The organism is Acidovorax sp. FG48 (genome assembly GCF_057809085.1).
The window spans coordinates 39,684-60,907 of record NZ_JBMDJH010000013.1 but is presented as its reverse complement, the minus strand read 5'-3'; the positions used below and the strand labels follow the sequence as shown (position 1 = coordinate 60,907).

Annotated in this window: 19 protein-coding genes; 13 read left to right on the top strand and 6 right to left on the bottom strand. The window is 63.5% G+C overall.

Annotated elements, in window-relative coordinates; translation table 11 throughout:
- Positions 1 to 81: 81 nt before the first annotated feature.
- The 7 genes from cyoA to ACODSU_RS17545 are packed head-to-tail and all read left to right on the top strand — an operon-like array spanning position 82 to position 6,901.
- Positions 82 to 1,140 (top strand): ubiquinol oxidase subunit II, encoded by a 1,059-nt coding sequence (gene cyoA / locus ACODSU_RS17575; RefSeq protein WP_108498854.1) that lies wholly within the window; start codon positions 82 to 84, stop codon positions 1,138 to 1,140.
- 8 nt (positions 1,141 to 1,148) lie between these two features.
- A complete protein-coding gene (gene cyoB, locus ACODSU_RS17570; protein WP_488843578.1) occupies positions 1,149 to 3,152 on the top strand; it encodes a cytochrome o ubiquinol oxidase subunit I in 2,004 nt (667 codons plus the stop codon).
- Positions 3,145 to 3,780, top strand: a complete 636-nt coding sequence (cyoC, locus tag ACODSU_RS17565; RefSeq protein ID WP_015015041.1) for a cytochrome o ubiquinol oxidase subunit III — start codon at positions 3,145 to 3,147, stop codon at positions 3,778 to 3,780. The genes cyoB and cyoC overlap by 8 nt, the downstream gene beginning before the upstream one ends.
- Positions 3,781 to 4,212, top strand: coding sequence for a cytochrome o ubiquinol oxidase subunit IV (cyoD, locus tag ACODSU_RS17560; protein WP_295943103.1), 432 nt, complete (start codon positions 3,781 to 3,783; stop codon positions 4,210 to 4,212). It begins immediately after the preceding gene.
- Positions 4,212 to 5,030, top strand: coding sequence for an SURF1 family protein (locus tag ACODSU_RS17555; RefSeq protein WP_488843576.1), 819 nt, complete (start codon positions 4,212 to 4,214; stop codon positions 5,028 to 5,030). Before cyoD ends, ACODSU_RS17555 begins: the two co-directional genes overlap by 1 nt.
- Positions 5,005 to 6,336: an ATP-binding protein gene (locus ACODSU_RS17550; RefSeq protein ID WP_060984686.1), complete on the top strand. Its 1,332-nt coding sequence runs from the start codon at positions 5,005 to 5,007 to the stop codon at positions 6,334 to 6,336. The genes ACODSU_RS17555 and ACODSU_RS17550 overlap by 26 nt, the downstream gene beginning before the upstream one ends.
- Positions 6,337 to 6,355: 19 nt before the next feature.
- Entirely contained in the window at positions 6,356 to 6,901 is a 546-nt protein-coding gene (locus ACODSU_RS17545; protein WP_060984687.1) for a response regulator transcription factor, read from the top strand.
- A gap of 111 nt (positions 6,902 to 7,012) precedes the next feature.
- Here the strand turns inward: ACODSU_RS17545 and sbmA are convergent, their stop codons facing one another.
- The 6 genes from sbmA to ACODSU_RS17515 all read right to left on the bottom strand — a co-directional run bounded on the left by sbmA (position 7,013) and on the right by ACODSU_RS17515 (position 16,276).
- A complete protein-coding gene (gene sbmA, locus ACODSU_RS17540) occupies positions 7,013 to 8,002 on the bottom strand; it encodes a peptide antibiotic transporter SbmA (protein ID WP_488843574.1) in 990 nt (329 codons plus the stop codon).
- A 150-nt stretch (positions 8,003 to 8,152) separates the two neighbouring features.
- On the bottom strand, positions 8,153 to 10,708 hold the full coding sequence (locus tag ACODSU_RS17535; protein ID WP_488843572.1) for an ankyrin repeat domain-containing protein: 2,556 nt from the start codon (positions 10,706 to 10,708) through the stop codon (positions 8,153 to 8,155).
- 144 nt (positions 10,709 to 10,852) lie between these two features.
- The gene (gene acnB / locus ACODSU_RS17530; RefSeq protein WP_060984690.1) at positions 10,853 to 13,444 is read right to left on the bottom strand and encodes a bifunctional aconitate hydratase 2/2-methylisocitrate dehydratase; all 2,592 of its coding nucleotides are present in this window, start codon (positions 13,442 to 13,444) and stop codon (positions 10,853 to 10,855) included.
- 89 nt (positions 13,445 to 13,533) lie between these two features.
- Positions 13,534 to 14,169 (bottom strand): hypothetical protein, encoded by a 636-nt coding sequence (locus tag ACODSU_RS17525; protein WP_015015050.1) that lies wholly within the window; start codon positions 14,167 to 14,169, stop codon positions 13,534 to 13,536.
- 32 nt (positions 14,170 to 14,201) lie between these two features.
- A complete protein-coding gene (locus ACODSU_RS17520; RefSeq protein WP_488843570.1) occupies positions 14,202 to 15,269 on the bottom strand; it encodes an HpcH/HpaI aldolase/citrate lyase family protein in 1,068 nt (355 codons plus the stop codon).
- 20 nt (positions 15,270 to 15,289) lie between these two features.
- Entirely contained in the window at positions 15,290 to 16,276 is a 987-nt protein-coding gene (locus tag ACODSU_RS17515; protein ID WP_488843568.1) for a malate dehydrogenase, read from the bottom strand.
- Between the two features lie 235 nt (positions 16,277 to 16,511).
- Here ACODSU_RS17515 and ACODSU_RS17510 point away from each other — a divergent pair, with 235 nt between their 5' ends.
- The 6 genes from ACODSU_RS17510 (at position 16,512) to ACODSU_RS17485 (ending at position 21,216) form a co-directional block, all read left to right on the top strand.
- Positions 16,512 to 17,300, top strand: a complete 789-nt coding sequence (locus ACODSU_RS17510; RefSeq protein WP_295944751.1) for a GntR family transcriptional regulator — start codon at positions 16,512 to 16,514, stop codon at positions 17,298 to 17,300.
- A gap of 133 nt (positions 17,301 to 17,433) precedes the next feature.
- Positions 17,434 to 17,868: a succinate dehydrogenase, cytochrome b556 subunit gene (sdhC, locus tag ACODSU_RS17505; RefSeq protein WP_056064896.1), complete on the top strand. Its 435-nt coding sequence runs from the start codon at positions 17,434 to 17,436 to the stop codon at positions 17,866 to 17,868.
- 64 nt (positions 17,869 to 17,932) lie between these two features.
- Positions 17,933 to 18,298, top strand: coding sequence for a succinate dehydrogenase, hydrophobic membrane anchor protein (gene sdhD, locus ACODSU_RS17500; protein ID WP_015015055.1), 366 nt, complete (start codon positions 17,933 to 17,935; stop codon positions 18,296 to 18,298).
- Positions 18,299 to 18,320: 22 nt separating this feature from the next.
- Positions 18,321 to 20,129 (top strand): succinate dehydrogenase flavoprotein subunit, encoded by a 1,809-nt coding sequence (gene sdhA, locus ACODSU_RS17495; protein ID WP_015015056.1) that lies wholly within the window; start codon positions 18,321 to 18,323, stop codon positions 20,127 to 20,129.
- 22 nt (positions 20,130 to 20,151) lie between these two features.
- Complete coding sequence (locus ACODSU_RS17490; protein WP_015015057.1) at positions 20,152 to 20,856, top strand: succinate dehydrogenase iron-sulfur subunit; 705 nt, start codon at positions 20,152 to 20,154, stop codon at positions 20,854 to 20,856.
- A gap of 33 nt (positions 20,857 to 20,889) precedes the next feature.
- Positions 20,890 to 21,216, top strand: a complete 327-nt coding sequence (locus ACODSU_RS17485; protein ID WP_488843566.1) for an FAD assembly factor SdhE — start codon at positions 20,890 to 20,892, stop codon at positions 21,214 to 21,216.
- Positions 21,217 to 21,224 lie beyond the last annotated feature (8 nt).

Here is a 21,224-nt window from a genome sequence, read left to right as displayed (position 1 = left end):
GACAAAAAAGCTAGCACTAGTACATTCGCACACATCCCGTTATCCGCGTTTACCCTGAAACGCATTGATCGCGCTCTTCACATGCTCAAACTTCCCCAACTTCGTGGGCCCACCTGGCTGCTCGCCCTGACAGCGCTGGGCAGCCTGGCAGGCTGCAGCAAGGCTGTCGTGCTCAACCCGGCCGGTGACGTCGCTGCCCAGCAGGGCCAGATGGTCATCACCGCCACGCTGCTGATGCTGATCATCATCGTGCCCGTGATCGCACTCACCCTGCTGTTTGCCTGGAAATACCGCCAGGGCAACACCGAGGCCGAATACGACCCGGAATGGCACCACTCCACCACGCTGGAGCTGGTGATCTGGACGGTGCCCCTGCTGATCATCATTGCGCTGGGCGCCATCACCTGGATCGGCACCCACAAGCTGGACCCCTACCGGCCTCTGGACCGCATCGACGCGCAGCGCGCCGTGCCCGCCGATGTGAAGCCGCTCGAAGTGCAGGTGGTGGCCATGGACTGGAAATGGCTGTTCTTCTACCCCGAGCAAGGCATCGCCACCGTCAATGAAGTGGCCGCCCCGGTGGACCGCCCCATCCTGTTCAAGCTGACGGCCACGTCCACCATGAACGCGTTTTACGTGCCCGACCTGGCCGGCATGATCTACGCCATGCCCGGCATGCAGACCGAACTGAACGCGGTGATCAACAAGCCTGGCGTGTTCAAGGGCATGTCGTCGCACTACAGCGGCGCGGGCTTCTCGGGCATGACGTTCAAGTTCCACGGCCTGAGCAACGAAGACTTTGCCCAGTGGGTGCAAAAAGCCAAGACCGAAGGCAAGCCGCTCGACAAGGGCACCTACCTGAACCTGGTCAAGCCCAGCGAACGCGACCCGGTGCAGCGCTTTGCTTCGGTGGAAGAAGGCCTGTACGACAAGGTGCTCAACCGCTGCGTCGAAGACGGAAAGATGTGCATGCACCACATGATGGCGATTGATGCACAGGGCGGCGACGCCTATGTGCGCGCCATGGGGCTGAACCTGCCCCAGGACGTCTGCACCGTGCAAAACGCCGCCCAGGTGGTGGCCGCACTCGAATCCCGCAATGCACCGGCCTCCACCTCCGGCGCCAGCATCCGTCAATGAGCTTCCCTATGACCTCCGAAACCCTTTCTCCATCCCACTGGGCGCTGGGCCGCCTGAGCTGGGACGCCGTGCCCATGGCGCACGAGCCCATTGTGCTGTGGACCTTCATTGCCGTGGTCCTGGGCGGCCTCGTCGTGATGGCGGGCATCACCAAGTTCCGCCTGTGGGGCCCCCTGTGGCGCGACTGGATCTGCAGCATTGACCACAAACGCATCGGCATCATGTACATGATCCTGGGCCTGGTGATGCTGCTGCGCGGCTTTGCCGACGCGGTGATGATGCGCCTGCAGCAGGCCATGGCCTTTGGCGACAACATGGGCTACCTGCCGCCACACCACTACGACCAGATCTTCACCGCCCACGGCGTGATCATGATCTTCTTCGTGGCGATGCCGCTGGTCACCGGCCTGATGAACTACCTGGTGCCGCTGCAGATCGGCGCGCGCGACGTGTCCTTCCCGTTCCTGAACAACTTCAGCTTCTGGATGACCACGGCCGGCGCCGTGCTGGTGATGGTGTCGCTGTTCCTGGGCGAGTTCTCCACCTCCGGCTGGCTGGCACTGTCCAACCTGGGGGCGCAGAGCCCCAGCACCGGCCTGGACTACTACATCTGGGCGCTGCAGATAGCGGGGGTGGGCACGACACTCTCGGGCATCAACCTGATCGTGACCATCATCAAGATGCGCGCGCCGGGCATGAGCCTGATGAAGATGCCCGTGTTCACCTGGACCGCCCTGTGCACCAACGCACTGATCGTTGCGTCGTTCCCCGTGCTCACGGCTGCGCTGGTGCTGATGTCGCTGGACCGCTACGTGGGCACCAACTTCTTCACCAACGAGCTGGGCGGCAACCCCATGCTCTACGTGAACCTGATCTGGATCTGGGGCCACCCTGAGGTCTACATCCTGGTGCTGCCGGCCTTCGGCGTGTTCTCCGAAGTGGTCGCCACGTTCAGCAAGAAGCGCCTGTTCGGCTACACGTCCATGGTGTACGCCACGGTGTGTATCACCATCCTGTCGTACCTGGTGTGGCTGCACCACTTCTTCACCATGGGCTCGGGCGCGAGCGTGAACACCTTCTTCGGTATCACGACGATGATTATCTCGATCCCGACGGGCGCGAAGATCTTCAACTGGCTGTTCACCATGTACAAGGGCCGCATCCGCTTCGAGTTGCCCATGATGTGGACCGTGGCCTTCATGGTGACGTTTGCCATCGGCGGCATGACGGGCGTGCTGCTGGCCGTGCCTCCGGCCGACTTCGTGCTGCACAACAGCCTGTTCCTGATCGCCCACTTCCACAACGTGATCATCGGCGGCGTGGTGTTTGCCATGTTTGCCGGCATCAACTACTGGTTCCCCAAGGCGTTTGGCTACAAGCTGGACCGCACCTGGGGTGTGCGCTCCTTCTGGCTGTGGCTGGTGGGCTTCTGGGTGGCGTTCACGCCGCTGTATGTGCTGGGCCTGATGGGTGTCACCCGCCGTGCCAACCACTTCGAAGACCAGTCGCTGCAGATCTGGTTCGTGATCGCTGCCATCGGCGCGGCCATGATTGCCGCCGGCATTGGCTGCTTCCTGATCCAGCTAGCGGTCAGCTTCCTCAAGCGCGAACAGCTGCGCGACTGGACGGGCGACCCCTGGGACGGCCGTACGCTGGAATGGGCTACCTCGTCGCCCCCGCCTAACTACAACTTCGCCTTCACCCCTGTCGTGCACGAGATCGATGCTTGGTGGGACATGAAGAAGCACGGGTACAAGCGTCCTCTGGCGGGCTTTCAGCCCATCCACATGCCGGCCAACACCGGCGCTGGCGTGGTGATCTCGGGGCTGTCGCTGGTGTTCGGCTTTGCACTGATCTGGCACATGTGGCTGCTGGCGGCCGTCTCGTTTGCGGCTGTCGTTCTGGCCGCCATCATCCACACGTTCAACTACAAGCGTGACTTCTACATCCCGGCATCCGAAGTGATCTCCACCGAAGAAGCCCGCACACTCCAACTGGCCCGCCATGTCTGATATCCGCATCCACGCTGGCGCCGCAGCAGGCGCCCTGGCCCCGCGCGAGTACCACCTCGCGCACGAGCCCCATCCTGAAAACGGCACGGCCCTGGGCTTCTGGCTGTATCTGATGAGCGACTGCCTCATCTTTGCAGCGCTGTTCGCCACCTACGGCGTGCTGGGCCGCAGCTATGCCGCAGGCCCCACCGGCGCGCAGCTGTTCGACCTGACCCTGGTGGCCATCAACACCGCGTTTCTGCTGCTGTCGTCCATCACCTTCGGTTTTGCCATGCTGCGCAAGCAGCTGGGCGATGTGAAGGGCACACTGCTGTGGCTGGCCGTCACGGGCGTGTTTGGCCTGTGCTTCCTGGGCCTGGAACTGTATGAGTTCTCGCACCTGCTGCACGAGGGCGCAGGCCCGCAGCGCAGTGCCTTCCTGTCGGCGTTCTTCACGCTGGTGGGCACCCACGGTCTGCACGTCACCTTCGGCCTGATCTGGCTGGTGGTGCTGATGGTCCAGATCGGCAAGCATGGCCTGATCCCCGAGAACAACCGCCGCCTGATGTGCCTGTCCATGTTCTGGCACTTCTTGGACGTGGTCTGGATCGGCGTTTTCACCTTTGTGTACCTGATGGGGGTGCTGTAAATGAGCGCACAACACGCAACACACGCCAACGGTGCGCACGATGCGCATGGGCATGACGATCACCACCACGACGCAGGCCCCCACAGCACCTTCTCGGGCTACATGACGGGGTTTGTGCTGTCCGTCATCCTCACGGCCATTCCCTTCTGGCTGGTGATGGCCAAGGTGATTGCGGACCGCAACACGGCCGTACTGGTGCTGGGCGGCTTCGCCGTGATCCAGATCCTGGTGCACATGGTGTTCTTCCTGCACATGAACGGCAAGATCGAAGGCGGCTGGACGCTGCTGTCCACCATCTTCACGGTAGTGTTCGTAGCCATCGCCATTGCGGGCACCTTGTGGGTGATGTTCCACATGAACGCCAACATGATGCCGGAGCACCCCACGCCCACGCCGCCTACACACGAGGCGCCCGGACACTCCACGCCCTGATGGACGCAGCCCCCACCACCATGGCAGTGCCGCGCCGGGGCTTGCGCCGCGCAGTCCTGCTGGTGCTGGGCATGGCTTTGTTCCTGGGCTTTGTGTCGCTGGGCACCTGGCAGGTCCAGCGCCGCGCCTGGAAGCTGGACCTCATCGAAAGGGTGGACCAACGGGTACACTCCGCACCGGTCGCCTTGCCCCCCGTGGCGCAATGGCGCGGCATCAGTGCGGCACAGTATGAGTACCTGCCAGTGGTCTTTCAGGGCCGCTGGCTACCGGGCAAGACGGTGCTGACCCAGGCCGTCACCGAGCTGGGCGCGGGGTTCTGGGTGATGACGGCCCTGCAACAGGACGACGGCGCCCAGGTGCTGGTGAACCGGGGCTTTGTGCCTCAGGAGCAACGTGCCCAATGGCTGGAGGCCCCGCCCAACGCCGATGGCCCGGCCACCGTCCAGGGGCTGTTGCGGATGACCGAACCCGGCGGTGGTTTTCTGCGCACCAACGATCCGGCACAGCAGCGCTGGTACTCGCGTGATGTGGCCGCCATCAGCAGCGCGTTGGGTCTGCCCCGGGCGGCTCCGTTTTTTGTGGATGCCGGGCTACCCGGTACCGCAGCGGCTCCTTCAGCAGTCTCTGGCTGGCCCCGCGCTGGCCTGACCGTCATCCGGTTTCACAACAGCCACCTGGTGTACGCCCTGACCTGGTATGGTCTTGCGCTCATGGTTGTCGTTGCCGGCTGGTATGTGGCACGCTACGAGCGCCGCATGGGCGCACGGGCCGCCAGCCGCCTCCCGACCCACGATGAACACCCACCCACCACGCCCTGACCCTGCGCTGGCCACTGCGCCGCGCAACGCACGCTCCGCTGACGCAGCCGCCGGTATCAAGAACCTGCAGCAACTGATTGAGCTGCGCTGGATTGCGGTGGTGGGCCAGGTGTTCACCATCGAGATGGCGCACTACAGCCTGGGCTTGAAGCTGCCGCTGCAGGAGATGCTGCTCGTCGTCGGCTGCCTGGCAGTCTTCAACGTGGTGAGCCTGCTGCGCCTGCGCACGGGCCGCGCGGTGCGCAACGTGGAGCTGTTTCTGGCACTGCTGATTGATGTGGCGGTGCTCACGGTGCAGCTGTACCTGAGCGGTGGCACCAGCAACCCCTTCGTGTTCTTGTACCTGTTGCAGATCACGCTCGGCGCCGTGCTGCTGCGGGGTGCCTACATCTGGTCTATCGTGATCATCACCGTGCTGTGCTTTGCGGCACTGGCAGACCACCACCTGCCACTGGCCCTGCCCCAGGATCTGCACCAGGGCCTGTCGAGCCTGTATGTGCTTGGGCTACTGGTGTGTTTTGTGCTCAACGCCACGCTGGTGATGGTGTTCATCACCCGCATCCACCGCAACCTGCGCGAGCGCGATGCCCGCCTGGCGGCCGCACGCCGGCGCCGTGTGGAAGAAGAGCACATCGTGCGCATGGGCCTGCTGGCGTCGGGGGCAGCACACGAGCTGGGTACGCCTCTATCCACCCTAGCGGTGATCCTGGGCGACTGGCAGCACGACAAGCGGCTGACCAGCAATGCCGCACTCAAGGAAGACATTGCCGAGATGCAGACGCAGGTTCAGCGGTGCAAGAGCATCGTGAGTGGGATCCTGCTGTCGGCGGGTGAGACGCGCGGCGAGGCATCGGTGCAGACCACCGTGCGCAAGTTCGTAGATGCGCTGGCCGAGGAATGGCGCAGCACCCGCACGATCCCCCAGTTTGACTACGACAACGACTTCGGCACCGACACACCCATGGTGTCGGACACCACCCTCAAGCAAATGGTTTTCAATGTGCTGGACAATGCACGAGATGCCTCTCCAGGCTGGGTGAGATTGGCGGTGACGCGCAATGCAGACGCCTTGTGCATGACCGTGACCGATGCCGGCCCCGGCTTTGCGCCCGACATGCTGTCCAAGCTGGGCACGCCGTACCAGTCTTCCAAGAACCGCCCTGGCGGAGGGTTGGGGCTGTATCTGGTGCTGAATGTTGCCCGCACCCTGGGTGGCAGCGTGGAGGCGCGCAACCGGCCCGAAGGCGGCGCACAGGTGACCATCGAATTGCCCCTGGCCTCGATTGCGCTGCCCCAGAAGGTATGAATGAACGAAAGAACCCACCGTGGACACTGAAGAAGCGCAACGACAGCTGCTGATCGTCGAAGACGACGAAGCCTTTGCGCGCACGCTGGCCCGTTCGTTTGAACGGCGTGGCTACAGTGTGTTGCAGGCAGCCAGCCTGGCCGACGTGGAGGTGTTGCTGGAGCAGTACCAGCCCGGCTATGCGGTGGTGGACCTCAAGCTCAAGGGCGAGGCCTCCGGTCTCGCCTGCGTGCAGACGTTGCACGCTGCGGACGAAGAGATGCTGATCGTGGTGCTGACGGGTTTTGCGAGCATCGCCACCGCTGTGGAAGCCGTGAAACTGGGCGCCTGCCACTATCTCGCCAAGCCCTCCAACACCGACGACATCGAAGCGGCATTTGGCCTCAGGGAAGGCAATGCCGAGGTGGAGCTGACCAACCGCTCCAGCTCCATCAAGACGCTGGAATGGGAACGCATCAACGAGGTGCTGGCAGAAACGGGCTTCAACCTGTCGGAGGCCGCGCGGCGCCTGGGCATGCACCGCCGCACCCTCACGCGCAAGCTCGAAAAGAAGCAGGTGCGCTAGCGCCAGGGGTCTTGGGGCCGCCCTCTCCCGCGTCGGTACTCGGCCATCCAGGTGGGGCACAGTCTGTGCGTCCACCATGACCATGCGCCCCCGCAGGTTTCTGAACCGCACTCAGGCAGCCTCAGGTTCTGCCTTGAGCATCTGCTGCTCGAAAGCGCGCAAGCGCTTGTAGATCGAGATCTGCTCCACCACCGTGCTCCAGTTCAGCACCAGGAACTGGAACGACTCCAGCACCTTGTCAAAGGCCCGGGCAATCTGCTGCATCACTCCCAGTGTGATCACCCCCGCGATCAGCGTGGGGCCCAACGCCACCAGGGGCACCAGCACACTCACCTGCAGGTAGGACCACTTCACCACATCGAAGTACAGGTAGTGGAAAAACAGCCGGAAGTAGTTGCGGCGCACGCCTGCGAACAGCTCGGCCGCCGTGGGGGGAGAAGCCCGGTTCGGGTCGTCCTCGCCCAGTACCAGCTCCTTGCGGTACGCCGCCTCCACCCGCTGGTTGTGAAACTCCAGCCCTGGCAGCTTCACGCCCACGCAGGCCAGCAGCAACGTGCCCCCCAAGGACCAGGCCAGAGCGACCCAGACCAGTGAATGTGGAACAGCACCGATGAGGGGCAGCGCAGTGACTTTGTCGGACAGCGTCCAGAGCACCGGCAAAAAGGCGCCTAACGTCATGAGGCTGCGCATGAAGCTCAGGCCCAGGTCCTCCATGGTGCGGGCGAAACGCATGGTGTCCTCCTGCACACGCTGTGCCGCGCCCTCGATGTGCCGCAGGCGTGGCCAGGCCGCCATGTAGTGCTCATTCATCGCCTGGCGCCAGCGGAAGATGTAGTGTTTGCTGAAAAAATCCACCAGCACCGCCGTCGTCACATAGATCATGGCGATGCGTGCAAAGGTCGACAGCTGCCCCCAGAACTGCTCTGCGGTGATGCTGCCGGGCTTGCCCAGAGCCTCTTGAATCAGGTCGTAGAAGCTGCCGAACCAGTCGTTGATCTGCACGTCCAGCTGCACACGGTAAGCGGTGGCTAGAAGAATGACGACAGAACCGAGGAGTGACCAGGCCCACCAGCGGCGGGCGAAAAAGAAGGACTTGAACATCGTGGTGCCGTGTTGGAATGGTTCTGCGAATTCTGAGTGCCACATGCAATGATCGTTCCGCGGCAAACAACGCCGCCGGTCATCTGCCTAAAGTGCAGACACCGGCCAATCAGCCTTCGCACCGAGCGCAGACCCGGCTCCAGCCTCTGGCTAGCGCGGCCGGGCCCTTTGCTCCAGCCATTCCTGAGCCGCCTGCTGCCCACCCCAGCGCGCCCAATCCCACGCGCTCTTTCCGTGCGGGTCTTTCTGCGAAAGATCCACCCCCTGCTCATCCAGCCAACGCAGCACGGCCACCTGTCCTTTGGCCGCAGCCAGCATGACCGGTGTTTCGCCCCGGCTGGCGGGGGCGGGTTCGGTCAGCGATTGCCCTTGCTCTTTGAGCCAATCCAGGCACGGCACGCAGCCGCTTTGCGCGGCCATGTGCACGGGGCCCCAGTCCCAGCGGTTGCGGGCTTGCAGACTGGCACCTGCCTGCACCAGGCGTTGCGCCACCACCAGATGGCCGCCATAAAAGGCCCTCAGCAGGGCCGTGTCACCTCGCTCACTGTCTTTGGCCGTCTGCCGCAAATCGGGCTGGGCCCCAGCCTGCAACAGCGCCTCCACATGCGCCAGCTGCCCCCGATGGGCGGCCAGCATCAGCACGGAGGAGCCGGTGTCTGCCAGCAGGTTGGGGTTGGCGCCGTCGTGCAGGGCCTGAGTCAGTGCGCTGGCATCGCCCGCATTCTGGGCATCCATGAGGCGGGCATCTGCGGGTGCCCAAATGCGCGATGAGGCCACTGCCGCAGGGGCTTGCAGTACAGCGCTGCGACCTGCCCCCCACACCGCACGCCCGCCATGGGCCCACCACACGAGCAAGCCAAAGGCCAAGAGCCATGCCCAGCCACCCCAGGCCGGGCGTGAATGGGCAGCCACCTGGGGCCGCTGCGCCCCTGGCGTAAAGCGCCCCCGACGATCCAGCCACGCACGGGCCACCGCCTGGCCTACGGCCTGCGCGGCAGCGGTGCCGCTCAGCCCTGGTGTCATCGTTTGCGAATGCCCTGACGCATCCTTGCCCAGCACCGCGTGGTAGGCCTGGGTCCCCGCCGTGAACTGCAGCTTGTGCACCAGCGACTGGCTGGATTCGCCTGGCAACGTTGCCACGCGAGACCAAATCCACGAGCCGCGACGCACGACCAGGCCATCATCTTGCACCCGTAGCGTCCACCGCCGGGTGGCGGCATGCAAGGCCCAGGCGGGCAGCACCAAAAGAGCCAGCCACCCCCAAAAGCCGCTCGGCAGCACCAGGGCGCCGGGCTGGATACGGTCGCTCACCCACCACTCCAGCGCCAGCAAAGCCAGGGCCACCGCCGCGGACCAGCGCCAAGCGGTTTGCTCGAACGCGAGGGACCAGGCGTCTGGCGTTTCGCTCAAACGCACGCCAGGGGGAAGAAAGCCTGGAGATTCAGCGGACTTCACCGTACCCAGCGAATCCAACGGCTGAGAGGCGGCATCGCGTCCCAACGCGGGGGCTTCGATGGGGACTTCCTGCTCCCACTGTGCCCGCCGGTCAAAGCGGTCTGGTACCGAAGCGGCCTCCGCCCAGGACGGGGTGGCGGCCTGGACCGCCAAGTCGTACGCCAACTCCAGCGCACCATCGGCACGCACCAGCTCCAGCCGCCAGTCCACCCGGTCGCCACCGCGCCGCGCACCGTGGGTGGGCGCGTCATCAGGCAGGTCAAACCGCGCTACCAGGCGCATGCCGCCCTCGCCCGTCGGCTGCCGCCGCACTGTGGCCTTCAGCACCTCCACCTGACGCTCGGGCGAGCCGGAGCTGAATTCGTCCACACGGTATTGGGCCAGTTGCATGTGCAGGCTTTCGGCCCCGGCTTGCTGCACAGCCCGCGCAGGCAACACCAGAGTGATTTCGGCCGACCGCCCCGCCATGGGCCGCGATGGCAGGGCCGTCATACCAACCCCCTGGTAGCGCCAGGCCTTGCGGCTGTTCTGCCAGGCAGCAGCGACCAAGCCCACGCCGATCACCACGAAGACGCCCATGAAGCCCTTGGCCCACCAGGGCCCTTTGCCGTCCGACCAGAACAAGGCGGCCATGGGGAAAGCGATGCCACACCAGAACACCGCGAAGAACCACAACGCCCCCTGCCCCTTGGCCAGAGAATGCGTTGGCTCCAGGTCTGGCACATCGTCCTGGGGGCGCCTCAATATGCGCAGAAACATCCATGCAGCAGTCACCCCGACGCCGGTGAACACCAGGGCAAACGGCAGCCGGAAAATTTGCAGCCGCCAGCGGATACTGCGGTCCAGCAGGGCTTGGGCCGGGGCTTGTGGGTTGACCCAGGCGGTGATGGATTCGCCCCGCTCCTGCGCTTGGCGCAGGGTGCGGTGCCATTGCGCCTGCCAGTCGCCCACGTTGTCGGCACGGGAGTTCGGGTCCAGCCCCACGCGCTGCGCTTCGTACGTTTGGCCCGCCACGGTGTAGCGGTACCGGGCCAGCACCTGATAGGTCGTGCCGCCCTCGCTGCCCGCGTGCTGCTTCAGCTGCACATCCAGCACCTGGGCCGGCACAGGCTGCCATGAGCGCACGGTCCAGGCTGCCAGCGCAGTTTCAGCCAAGGGGCGCAAACCTGCCCAATACCCGCCGGCACCGAACACCACCGCAAAGATGGCGCAGAAAACCAGCAAAACCCCTCGTCCCATTGTGTTGCCCATGGCTCCCTCCTTTTGTTGTTGTTATGGATGTCTTGTTATGGGCTCCAGCATAGTGACGAATGGATGACATTTGTGTGACAACCAAGGTGGGCCAAAAAAAAGCGGCCCCTGAGGGCCGCTTCTGTTGCGCAAAGAACGCGAGGATCAGGCGGTGACGCCCTTGGCGGTTTCTGCGTACTCTTCGATCTGGTCGAAGTTCAGGTACTTGTAGATCGACGCGCCATCCTTGTTCACGATGCCCATGGCTTCGTGGTATTCGGCCACCGTGGGGATCTTGCCCAGCTTGGACGCGATGGCGGCCAGTTCGGCGGAGGCCAGGAACACGTTGGTGTTCTTGCCCAGACGGTTGGGGAAGTTGCGGGTGGAGGTGGACACCACCGTGGCGCCTTCGCGCACCTGTGCCTGGTTACCCATGCACAGCGAGCAGCCGGGCATTTCGGTACGGGCACCGGCGGCACCAAAGTTGGCGTAATGGCCTTCCTTGATCAGCTCGCTCTCGTCCATCTTGGTGGGCGGTGCCACCCACAGCTTGACGGGGATGTCACGGCTACCGCCCAGCAGCTTGGCAGCCGCGCGGAAGTGGCCGATGTTGGTCATGCAAGAGCCGATGAAGGCTTCATCGATCTTGGTGCCAGCCACTTCCGACAGGGTCTTGGCGTCGTCCGGATCGTTGGGGCAGCACAGGATGGGTTCCTTGATGTCGGCCAGATCGATCTCGATGACGGCGGCGTATTCCGCATCCTTGTCGGCTTCGAGCAGGTTGGGGTTGGCCAGCCAGGCTTCGACCTTCTCGATGCGGCGCTGCAGAGTGCGGGCGTCAGCGTAGCCGTCGGCAATCATGTTCTTCATCAGCACCACGTTGCTGGTGAGGTATTCCTTGACCGGCTCGGGGTTGAGCTTGATGGTGCAACCGGCAGCGGAGCGCTCTGCCGAAGCGTCCGACAGCTCAAACGCTTGCTCGACCTTCAGATTGGGCAGGCCTTCGATTTCCAGAATGCGGCCCGAGAAGATGTTCTTCTTGCCCGCCTTGGCCACCGTCAGCAGACCCGCCTTGATCGCGTACAGAGGAATGGCATGCACCAGGTCGCGCAGCGTCACGCCTGGCTGCATTTCGCCCTTGAAACGCACCAGCACCGACTCGGGCATGTCCAGAGGCATCACGCCCGTAGCAGCGCCGAAAGCCACGAGGCCAGAGCCTGCGGGGAACGAAATACCGATGGGGAAACGCGTGTGCGAGTCGCCGCCCGTACCCACGGTGTCAGGCAGCAGAAGGCGGTTGAGCCAGCTGTGGATCACGCCGTCACCAGGACGCAGAGCCACGCCACCACGGTTGCTGATGAACGCAGGCAGTTCGCGGTGGGTCTTCACGTCCACGGGCTTGGGGTAGGCCGCCGTGTGGCAGAACGACTGCATGACCAGATCGGCCGAGAAGCCCAGGCAGGCCAGGTCTTTCAGTTCGTCGCGGGTCATCGGACCGGTGGTGTCTTGCGAGCCCACGGTCGTCATCTTGGGTTCGCAGTAGGTACCGGGGCGCACGCCCTGGCCTTCTGGCAGACCCACGGCGCGGCCGACCATCTTCTGAGCGAGGGTGAAGCCAGCCTTCGAAGCGGCAGGTGCCTGGGGCAGGCGGAACAGCGTGGAGGCGGGCAGGCCCAGGAACTCGCGCGCCTTGGCCGTCAGCGAACGGCCGATGATGAGGTTGATACGGCCGCCCGCACGCACTTCGTCAAACAGCACATCGCTCTTGAGCTTGAACTCGGCCACGGTGGCACCGTTCTTCACGATCTTGCCGTCATAGGGCAGGATGTCGACCACGTCGCCCATTTCGAGCTTGGACACATCGACTTCGATCGGCAGCGAGCCCGAGTCTTCCTGCGTGTTGAAGAAGATGGGAGCGATCTTGCCGCCCAAGGTCACACCGCCAAAACGCTTGTTCGGCACGAACGGGATATCTTGACCGGTGGCCCAGATCACGCTGTTGGTGGCCGACTTGCGGCTGGAGCCGGTGCCCACCACGTCGCCCACGTAGGCCACGAGGTTGCCCTTCTTCTTGAGGTCTTCGATGAACTGCATCGGACCGCGCTTGCCATCTTCCTCTGGCTTGAACGCCGCATCGGGGCGGGTGTTCTTCAGCATGGCGAGGTAGTGCAGCGGGATGTCGGGGCGGCTCCAGGCATCCGGCGCGGGCGACAGGTCGTCGGTGTTGGTCTCGCCAGGCACCTTGAACACGGTGACCGTGATCTTCTTTTCGACTTCAGGACGGGTGGTGAACCACTCGGCATCGGCCCAGCTCTTGATGACTTCCTGCGCCTTGGCGTTACCGGCCTTGGCCTTGGCGGCGACGTCATTGAAGAAGTCGAACATCAACAGGGTCTTCTTCAGGCCTTCTGCGGCCACGCCGGCCACTTCGGCATCGTCGAGCAATTCGATCAGCGGGTGCACGTTGTAGCCGCCCACCATGGTGCCCAGCAGTTCCGTGGCCTTGGCCTTGGAGATCAGGCCCACCTTGATGTCGCCATGCGCCACGGCCGCCAGAAAGCTGGCCTTGACCTTGGCAGCGTCGTCCACACCCGGTGGCACGCGATGGGTCAGCAGATCCAGCAGGAAGGCCTCTTCACCGGCGGGTGGGTTCTTAATCAGTTCGATCAGTTCAGCCACCTGCTTTGCGTCCAGGGGCAGGGGCGGGATACCCAGTGCAGCGCGTTCGGCAGCATGGTCTCGGTAGGCTTTCAACATTGTTTTCTCCAGTTGCGTTCTAAAGTGGGGCGTAGCGTGTGGCGGAGGGCTCGGCACACACCGGTCGTTGAGAGGTGCGCGCGATCTTTTTATTTAGCAGCGGGCAGCGGGTCCAGCACGCTCACGGGCGGGTTCTTCTTGATGGCTTCAGCCACCACCACCTGCTCGGGACTCATGCACTCGTCAGCCAGGCGCTGACCCGCGCGCTGGTTCATCAGCATGGACTTGTTGGCGATCTGCAGCCACACGGCGCCACCCTTGGCGTCCTCCAGGCGCACCGTGCCTGTGGTCGTAGCCACAGGCGACATGTAGTACTTGAAACCCTTGCCTTCCACGTGGAAGTGGCCGGGGGTTGCGGGGTCTGCGGTCACCGTGACAAAAGCGCCCAGTTCGCAGGGCATGCGCCCCACATGGACGCGCTCGGCAATCGCCAGTTCGGCGGGCGACAGGGCTGCTTCGGCAGCAATGATGCCGGCCGCCACCTGGTTGGTGGCGCTCTTCAGCTGGGTGCGGCTGCTGGTGGGTTCGGCCTTGGCATGGCTCTTGGCAGGAGCCTTGGCCGCGGTCTTGCCCTCTGCAGGCTTGGCAGCCGTCTTGGCGGCTGGCTTGGCTGCGGGTTTGGCGGCAGCCTTGGTGTCGGACTTGGCCGCTGGCTGGGCTGTTGTTTGCGCCAGGGCGAAGGCCGGGGCCAGCAGCATGAGGGCGGAGGCAATGACGAATTTCATAGGATGTCCTGCGTGGAAATGTCCAGGGGTGTTCACGATGGAACGAAAGCGGATGCGTCAAACCATTGACGCACCGCCAAGGGTAGCGCGCGCCCGGTACGGTGGGCGCGCTCCAGAATCTGCCAATAAAAGCGGTAGCTGGCCCGGTCGTGCAATACCCCCTCCACACTGATGGGGGCCCAGTCAGCCAACGCTGCCGCCGCAATGATCCGGGACGCGCTGTCGATATCGTCCTGCTCGGGGGCAAAGGCCTGTAGGATGGTGCGGATCTGCGCTGGATGGATGCTCCACATCCGTGTGTAGCCCAGCTCGCGCGATGCGCGGCCGGCAGCACCTTGCAGGGCCGCCATGTCCGAAAACTCGGTGACCACACAATGGGACGGTACCTTGCCATGCGCGTGGCAGGCCGAGGCGATTTCGAGCTTGGCTCGCACCACCAGCGGGTGCGTGAACTGCCCGGCAGAGGTCATGGCTTGCGCGGGAATGGCGCCGCCATGGGCCGACACAAAATCCATGAGCCCGAAACTCAGGCTCTGCACGCGGGGGTGGGCCGCGATGTCAAACGCACGCTGCACGGCGGCGGGAGACTCGATCAAAACGTGCAAAGGCACATGGGCCGCCGACGCGCGCTCCAGCGCACGCTCAGCCAGCAGAACATCATCTACCGACTCGACCTTGGGAATCATGATGTGGCACAGCCTGTGCCCAGCCTCGCCCGCAATGGTGGCGACGTCGTTGCCAAATGCAGGGTGGTCCACCGCATGAACGCGGGCCGCAACCCGTGCGCCAGGGGCTGCATTCAGTGCCAGGCTTGCCACCAACGCTGCATGCGCGGACTCCAGCCCGACAGGGGCTCCGTCTTCGCAATCGAGGGTGACATCAAAGACGCAGGTGCCAAACTCCTGCGCCATCTCGGCCTGCAATTGCAGGCTCTTGCGCATGCGCGCTTCGACGCCGCTGTAGTGGTCACAAACCGGCAGAAACCCGGTCTGCGCCTGGGCGCCGAGCAACACATCGCGCGGATGGACAGACGCAGCGCCCTGCCCCGGTGCGGGCGCTTGGGCGGCCCGAAGGCCCGATGCCACAGGCGTCGGCTGCATTGCGTCGTTCACCAGCTTGTTTACAGCAGGTGCTTGACGCCGTCTTGCTCGCCTTGCAGTTCGGCCAGCGTGATGTTGATGCGCTCTTGCGAGAACGCGTCAATGTCCAGACCTTCAACGATCTTGTACTCGCCGTTTTCGCAGGTCACGGGGAAGCCGAACATCACGTCCTTGGGAATGCCGTATTCGCCATCGGATGGAACACCCATGGTGACCCACTTGCCATTGGTGCCCAGGGCCCAGTCGCGCATGTGGTCGATGGCCGCATTGGCTGCAGACGCTGCCGACGACAGGCCACGGGCTTCGATGATGGCTGCGCCACGCTTGCCCACCGTGGGCAGGAACGTGTTGGCGTTCCATTCCTGGTCGTTGATCATCTTGGCCACGCTTTCGCCCTTGATGGTGGCAAAGCGGTAGTCGGCGTACATCGTGGGCGAGTGGTTGCCCCAAACGGTCAGCTTCTCGATGTCAGCCACGGCCTTGCCGGTCTTGGCAGCGATCTGGCTGGCAGCACGGTTGTGGTCCAGGCGCAGCATGGCGGTGAAGTTCTTGCGTGGCAGGTCGGGGGCCGACTTCATGGCGATGTAGGCGTTGGTGTTGGCGGGGTTGCCCACCACCAGCACCTTCACGTCACGCGATGCCACTGCGTTCAGGGCCTTGCCCTGTGCCGTGAAGATGGCGCCGTTGACAGCCAGCAGCTCGGCACGCTCCATGCCGGGGCCACGGGGGCGCGAACCGACCAGCAGTGCGTAGTCAGCGTCCTTGAACGCGGTCATGGGGTCGCTGTGGGCGGTCATTTCGACGAGCAGCGGGAAGGCGCAGTCGTCCAGTTCCATCATCACGCCCTTGAGCGCTTTTTGAGGACCTTCGACAGGCACTTCGAGCAATTGCAGGATGACCGGCTGGTCCTTGCCCAGCATTTCGCCGGAGGCGATACGGAACAGCAGGGCGTAACCGATTTGACCGGCGGCGCCGGTGACAGCGACGCGAACGGGCTTCTTGCTCATGGTGAAAACTCCAGGAAGTGAGGAAAACAGGTGTGAGTGCAACGCAAGCACCAGCGCCTGTCACCAGTAGCCCGTGCCCCGCAAAACAGCGTTGGAGTTTACCCCCGATTGGACACCTCGGTCAATTTGTCTTATGTCTTATATAAGATATGATTGCAACCCGTTTGTCGTCCGATTGTCATGGGGCAACCGCACTGCCGCACCACAGCACACGCACAACCTACACACCCACACCATGTCATCGCTTCCGTTCGCAGCCGACAACCCCGCCGCTCAGCAAGGCGCCGCGGGCGTCGCCACGCCAGCGTTCAGCCCGCTGTACCAGCAGATCAAGGGGCTGATCCTGCAGAGCCTGCAACAGGGTGAATGGAAACCTGGCGAGGCCATCCCAAGCGAAATGGAGCTGGCCGCGCGCTTTCGCGTGAGCCAGGGCACGGTGCGCAAGGCCATTGACGAACTGGCCGCAGAGAACCTGGTCATGCGCCGGCAAGGCAAAGGCACCTTTGTGGCCACCCACGCCGAGCAGCATGTGCAGTACCGCTTTCTGAAGCTGCTGCCCGACACCGGAGATGCCCGCGTAGAGGGCCCTGCGCAGCGCCGCGTGATCGATTGCCGCCGCGTGCGCGCCAACGCCGACGTGGCCCGTGCTCTGGCCTTGCGCAGTGGCGATGCCGTGATGCAGGCCCGGCGCATCCTGTCTTTTGCGGGAGTGCCCACCATTCTGGAAGACATCTGGCTGCCCGGACAAGCCTTCAAAGGCCTCACAGCCGAACAGCTGGCCAATTACCAAGGTCCCACCTACGCGATGTTCGAACTCGACTTTGGCGTGCGCATGGTGCGAGCCGAAGAGAAAATCCGCGCCGTGCTGCCCGACGAGGAACAAGCCCAGCTGCTGCAAATCACGCCCGTGACACCGCTGCTGAGCGTCGAGCGCATTGCCTACACCTACAACGATGTTCCCATGGAGTTACGCCGGGGGCTGTATCGCACCGATACCCACCACTACCGTAATGAATTGAGCTGACAGCAGGCTGGCACCCGAGCATTAACGTCGAAAATTTCAAGCCCGGCTAAACCCTTGTGTTGCGTTGCAATAGAATTTTGCGTTCTTTGCATCTTCAAATTACAAAGCAGTTACATCCACGAAAGCACCAGAAATGACAGAACTAGCCAAAAAACGGCCTGAATTCCGCAACATCAATGCCTTCAAGGACTTGACGACCTACCGCATGACGCCTGCCGCGTGGGTTTCGATCTTGCACCGCGCCAGCGGACTGATCATGTTCCTGCTGCTGCCTTTCATCATCTGGATGTTCGACACCTCGGTGTCTTCCGAAATCTCGTTCGCCAAATTCTCGGCGGCCTTCAACATCGGCATCGGCTTTGTGCCCGGCTGGTTCATCAAGCTGGTCGCTTTGGCGCTGATCTGGGCCTACCTGCACCACTTCACGGCCGGCCTGCGCCACCTGTGGATGGACGTGAGCCACAGCGCCGTGAACAAGCAATTTGGCAAGAGCTCTGCCCTGACCGTTCTGGTCATCAGCATTGGGTTGGCCCTGGTGCTGGGCGCCAAGCTTTTCGGCCTGTACTGATCAACCCACAAAAAACGGCGGTCGCTGCCAGCCAGCGCCTGTTGAAGAACGAGAGGAAATTTCCATGTCCGTCAATTACGGTTCCAAGCGCGTCGTCGTCGGCGCCCACTATGGTCTGCGCGACTGGCTCAGCCAGCGCGTCACGGCAGTCCTGATGGCGCTGTTCACCCTGGCCCTGCTGGCCCAGGTCATCTTCTCCAAAGGCCCCATCGGCTACGACAAATGGGCGGGCATTTTCTCGGCCCAATGGATGAAGGTGCTGACCTTCTCCGTGATCGTCGCGATTGCCTGGCATGCGTGGGTCGGCCTGCGCGAAGTCCTGATGGACTACATCAAGCCCGTGGGCCTGCGTCTGGCACTGCAAGTGTTCAGCATTGTCTGGCTGGTCAGCTGCGCCGGCTGGGGCATCCAGGTTCTGTGGCGTCTCTGATTCCCGCGATTGAAGGTACACAATGAGCTACACACAAGCCAACATCACCAAGCGCAAGTTCGACGTCATCATCATCGGAGCCGGCGGCTCCGGCATGCGGGCATCCCTGCAACTGGCCCGCGCGGGCCTGAACGTTGCGGTTCTCTCCAAGGTATTCCCCACCCGTTCGCACACCGTCGCTGCCCAGGGCGGCATCGGCGCGTCGCTGGGCAACATGTCCGAGGACAACTGGCACTACCACTTCTACGACACCATCAAGGGCTCCGACTGGCTCGGCGACCAGGATGCGATCGAGTTCATGTGCCGCGAAGCCCCCAAGGTCGTGTACGACCTGGAACACATGGGCATGCCCTTTGACCGCAACACCGACGGCACGATCTACCAGCGCCCCTTCGGCGGCCACACCGCCAATTATGGCGAAAAGCCCGTGCAACGCGCTTGCGCTGCAGCCGACCGCACCGGCCACGCCATGCTGCACACGCTGTACCAGCAAAACGTCAAGGCCCGCACCAATTTCTTCGTGGAGTGGATGGCCCTGGACCTGATCCGCGACGCCGACGGCGACGTGGTGGGCGTGACGGCGCTGGAAATGGAAACCGGCGACCTGCACATCCTCGAAGCCAAGACCACGCTGCTGGCCACCGGTGGCGCAGGCCGCATCTTTGCAGCCTCGACCAACGCCTTCATCAACACCGGTGACGGCTTGGGCATGGCCGCGCGTGCCGGCATTCCGCTGGAAGACATGGAGTTCTGGCAGTTCCACCCCACCGGCGTGGCCGGCGCGGGGGTGCTGCTGACCGAAGGCTGCCGCGGCGAAGGCGCCATCTTGCTCAACAGCAACGGCGAACGCTTCATGGAGCGCTATGCGCCCACGCTGAAGGACCTGGCACCACGCGACTTCGTGTCCCGCTCGATGGACCAGGAAATCAAGGAAGGCCGTGGCTGCGGTCCCAACAAGGACTACGTGCTGCTCAAGCTCGACCACCTGGGTGCAGATACCATCCACAAGCGCCTGCCTTCGGTGTACGAAATCGGCGTCAACTTCGCCAACGTGGACATCACCAAGGAACCGATTCCAGTGGTGCCCACCATCCACTACCAGATGGGTGGCATCCCCACCAACATCAACGGCCAGGTCGTGGTGCAGCAAGGCGGCAACGACAACCTCGTGGTCAACGGCCTGTACGCAGTGGGCGAATGCTCGTGCGTATCGGTGCACGGCGCCAACCGCCTGGGCACCAACTCGCTGCTGGACCTGCTGGTGTTCGGCCGTGCAGCGGGCAACCACATCGTTGAGTTCAACGACAAGAACAAGAACCACAAGCCCCTGCCCAAGGACGCGGCTGACCGCACCCTGGAACGCCTCAACCGCCTGCAAGGCGCGAGCAGCGGCGAATACGCCCAGGACGTGGCCAATGACATCCGCGCCAGCATGCAGCTGCACGCCGGTGTGTTCCGCACGCAAGCGAGCATGGACGAAGGCGTCAAGAAGATTGCCGAGCTGCGCAACCGCGTGAACAGCGTGGGCCTGAAGGACCACTCCAAGGTGTTCAACACCGCCCGCATCGAAGCGCTGGAAGTCGAGAACCTGATCGAAGCTGCGCAAGCCACCATGGTGTCTGCCGCTGCCCGCAAGGAATGCCGTGGCGCCCACACCGTGAGCGACTACGAGCGCCCCGCAGACGACCCCGTGGCGCCACTGGGCCGCGACGATGCCAACTGGATGAAGCACACCCTGTGGCACAGCGAGAGCAACAGCCTGACCTACAAGCCCGTCAAACTCAAACCCCTGACCGTGGACTCAGTTCCGCCCAAGGTTCGCACGTTCTAAACGGATACAGGAGCACCCCACCATGGCAAAACGCACCTTCCAAATCTACCGCTACGATCCTGACAAGGACGCCAAGCCCTACATGCAGACCGTCGAAGTCGAACTCGACGGCAGCGAACGCATGCTGCTGGACGCCCTGATGAAGCTCAAGGCGCAAGACCCCACGCTGTCGTTCCGCCGCTCCTGCCGCGAAGGTGTTTGTGGCTCGGACGCCATGAACATCAACGGCAAGAACGGCCTGGCCTGCTTGACCAACATGAACACGCTGCCCGGCACCGTGGTTCTGAAGCCCCTGCCCGGCCTGCCCGTCATCCGCGACCTGATCGTGGACATGACGCAGTTCTTCAAGCAGTACAACTCCATCAAGCCCTACCTCGTCAACGACAACGTGCCGCCCGAAACCGAGCGCCTGCAGTCGCCTGAAGAGCGCGAAGAGCTGAACGGCCTGTACGAGTGCATTCTGTGCGCCAGCTGCTCCACCAGCTGCCCCAGCTTCTGGTGGAACCCCGACAAATTCGTGGGCCCTGCGGGTCTGCTGCAGGCCTACCGTTTCATCGCCGACAGCCGCGACGAAGCCACCACGGAGCGCCTGGACAACCTGGAAGACCCGTACCGCCTGTTCCGCTGCCACACCATCATGAACTGCGTGGACGTGTGCCCCAAGGGTCTGAACCCCACCCGGGCCATCGGCAAGATCAAGGAACTGATGGTGCGTCGCGCCATCTGAGCGCGGCCCGTTCATCGTCCTGCACCCCGGTCCATGCACACGACATCCACCCCATCCATCGCGCCAGAGGCGGCTTCGCCGCTGCTGGACGAACGCGAGCTGAGCAAGCTGCACTGGCGCTGCCGGCGCGGCCTGCTGGAGAACGACTTGTTCATCGAGAAGTTCTTCCACCGCTTCGAATCGACGCTGACGCAGCGCCATGCGCAAGGCCTCAACGCGTTGATGGATCTGGCGGACAACGACCTGCTGGACCTGCTGCTGCGGCGGCGAGAGCCTTCGGGCGACCAAGACACACAAGAAGCGCGTGAAGTGCTCGGCATGCTGAGACAAAGCGGTGGCGCCACGGCAGTGCATGCCTGACACCCGGC

What these genes read in the sequence shown, in the direction of transcription:
- ACODSU_RS17510 (WP_295944751.1), top strand. Translation starts at nt 16,512, where the DNA reads ATGTCATCGCTTCCGTTCGCAGCCGACAACCCCGCCGCTCAGCAAGGC.
- sdhA (WP_015015056.1), top strand. Translation starts at nt 18,321, where the DNA reads ATGAGCTACACACAAGCCAACATCACCAAGCGCAAGTTCGACGTCATC.
- cyoA (WP_108498854.1), top strand. Translation starts at nt 82, where the DNA reads ATGCTCAAACTTCCCCAACTTCGTGGGCCCACCTGGCTGCTCGCCCTG.
- ACODSU_RS17490 (WP_015015057.1), top strand. Translation starts at nt 20,152, where the DNA reads ATGGCAAAACGCACCTTCCAAATCTACCGCTACGATCCTGACAAGGAC.
- ACODSU_RS17520 (WP_488843570.1), bottom strand. Translation starts at nt 15,269, where the DNA reads ATGCAGCCGACGCCTGTGGCATCGGGCCTTCGGGCCGCCCAAGCGCCC.
- ACODSU_RS17535 (WP_488843572.1), bottom strand. Translation starts at nt 10,708, where the DNA reads ATGGGCAACACAATGGGACGAGGGGTTTTGCTGGTTTTCTGCGCCATC.
- ACODSU_RS17550 (WP_060984686.1), top strand. Translation starts at nt 5,005, where the DNA reads ATGAACACCCACCCACCACGCCCTGACCCTGCGCTGGCCACTGCGCCG.
- sdhC (WP_056064896.1), top strand. Translation starts at nt 17,434, where the DNA reads ATGACAGAACTAGCCAAAAAACGGCCTGAATTCCGCAACATCAATGCC.
- ACODSU_RS17525 (WP_015015050.1), bottom strand. Translation starts at nt 14,169, where the DNA reads ATGAAATTCGTCATTGCCTCCGCCCTCATGCTGCTGGCCCCGGCCTTC.
- cyoC (WP_015015041.1), top strand. Translation starts at nt 3,145, where the DNA reads ATGTCTGATATCCGCATCCACGCTGGCGCCGCAGCAGGCGCCCTGGCC.
- cyoB (WP_488843578.1), top strand. Translation starts at nt 1,149, where the DNA reads ATGACCTCCGAAACCCTTTCTCCATCCCACTGGGCGCTGGGCCGCCTG.
- ACODSU_RS17485 (WP_488843566.1), top strand. Translation starts at nt 20,890, where the DNA reads ATGCACACGACATCCACCCCATCCATCGCGCCAGAGGCGGCTTCGCCG.
- acnB (WP_060984690.1), bottom strand. Translation starts at nt 13,444, where the DNA reads ATGTTGAAAGCCTACCGAGACCATGCTGCCGAACGCGCTGCACTGGGT.
- sbmA (WP_488843574.1), bottom strand. Translation starts at nt 8,002, where the DNA reads ATGTTCAAGTCCTTCTTTTTCGCCCGCCGCTGGTGGGCCTGGTCACTC.
- ACODSU_RS17515 (WP_488843568.1), bottom strand. Translation starts at nt 16,276, where the DNA reads ATGAGCAAGAAGCCCGTTCGCGTCGCTGTCACCGGCGCCGCCGGTCAA.
- ACODSU_RS17555 (WP_488843576.1), top strand. Translation starts at nt 4,212, where the DNA reads ATGGACGCAGCCCCCACCACCATGGCAGTGCCGCGCCGGGGCTTGCGC.
- cyoD (WP_295943103.1), top strand. Translation starts at nt 3,781, where the DNA reads ATGAGCGCACAACACGCAACACACGCCAACGGTGCGCACGATGCGCAT.
- sdhD (WP_015015055.1), top strand. Translation starts at nt 17,933, where the DNA reads ATGTCCGTCAATTACGGTTCCAAGCGCGTCGTCGTCGGCGCCCACTAT.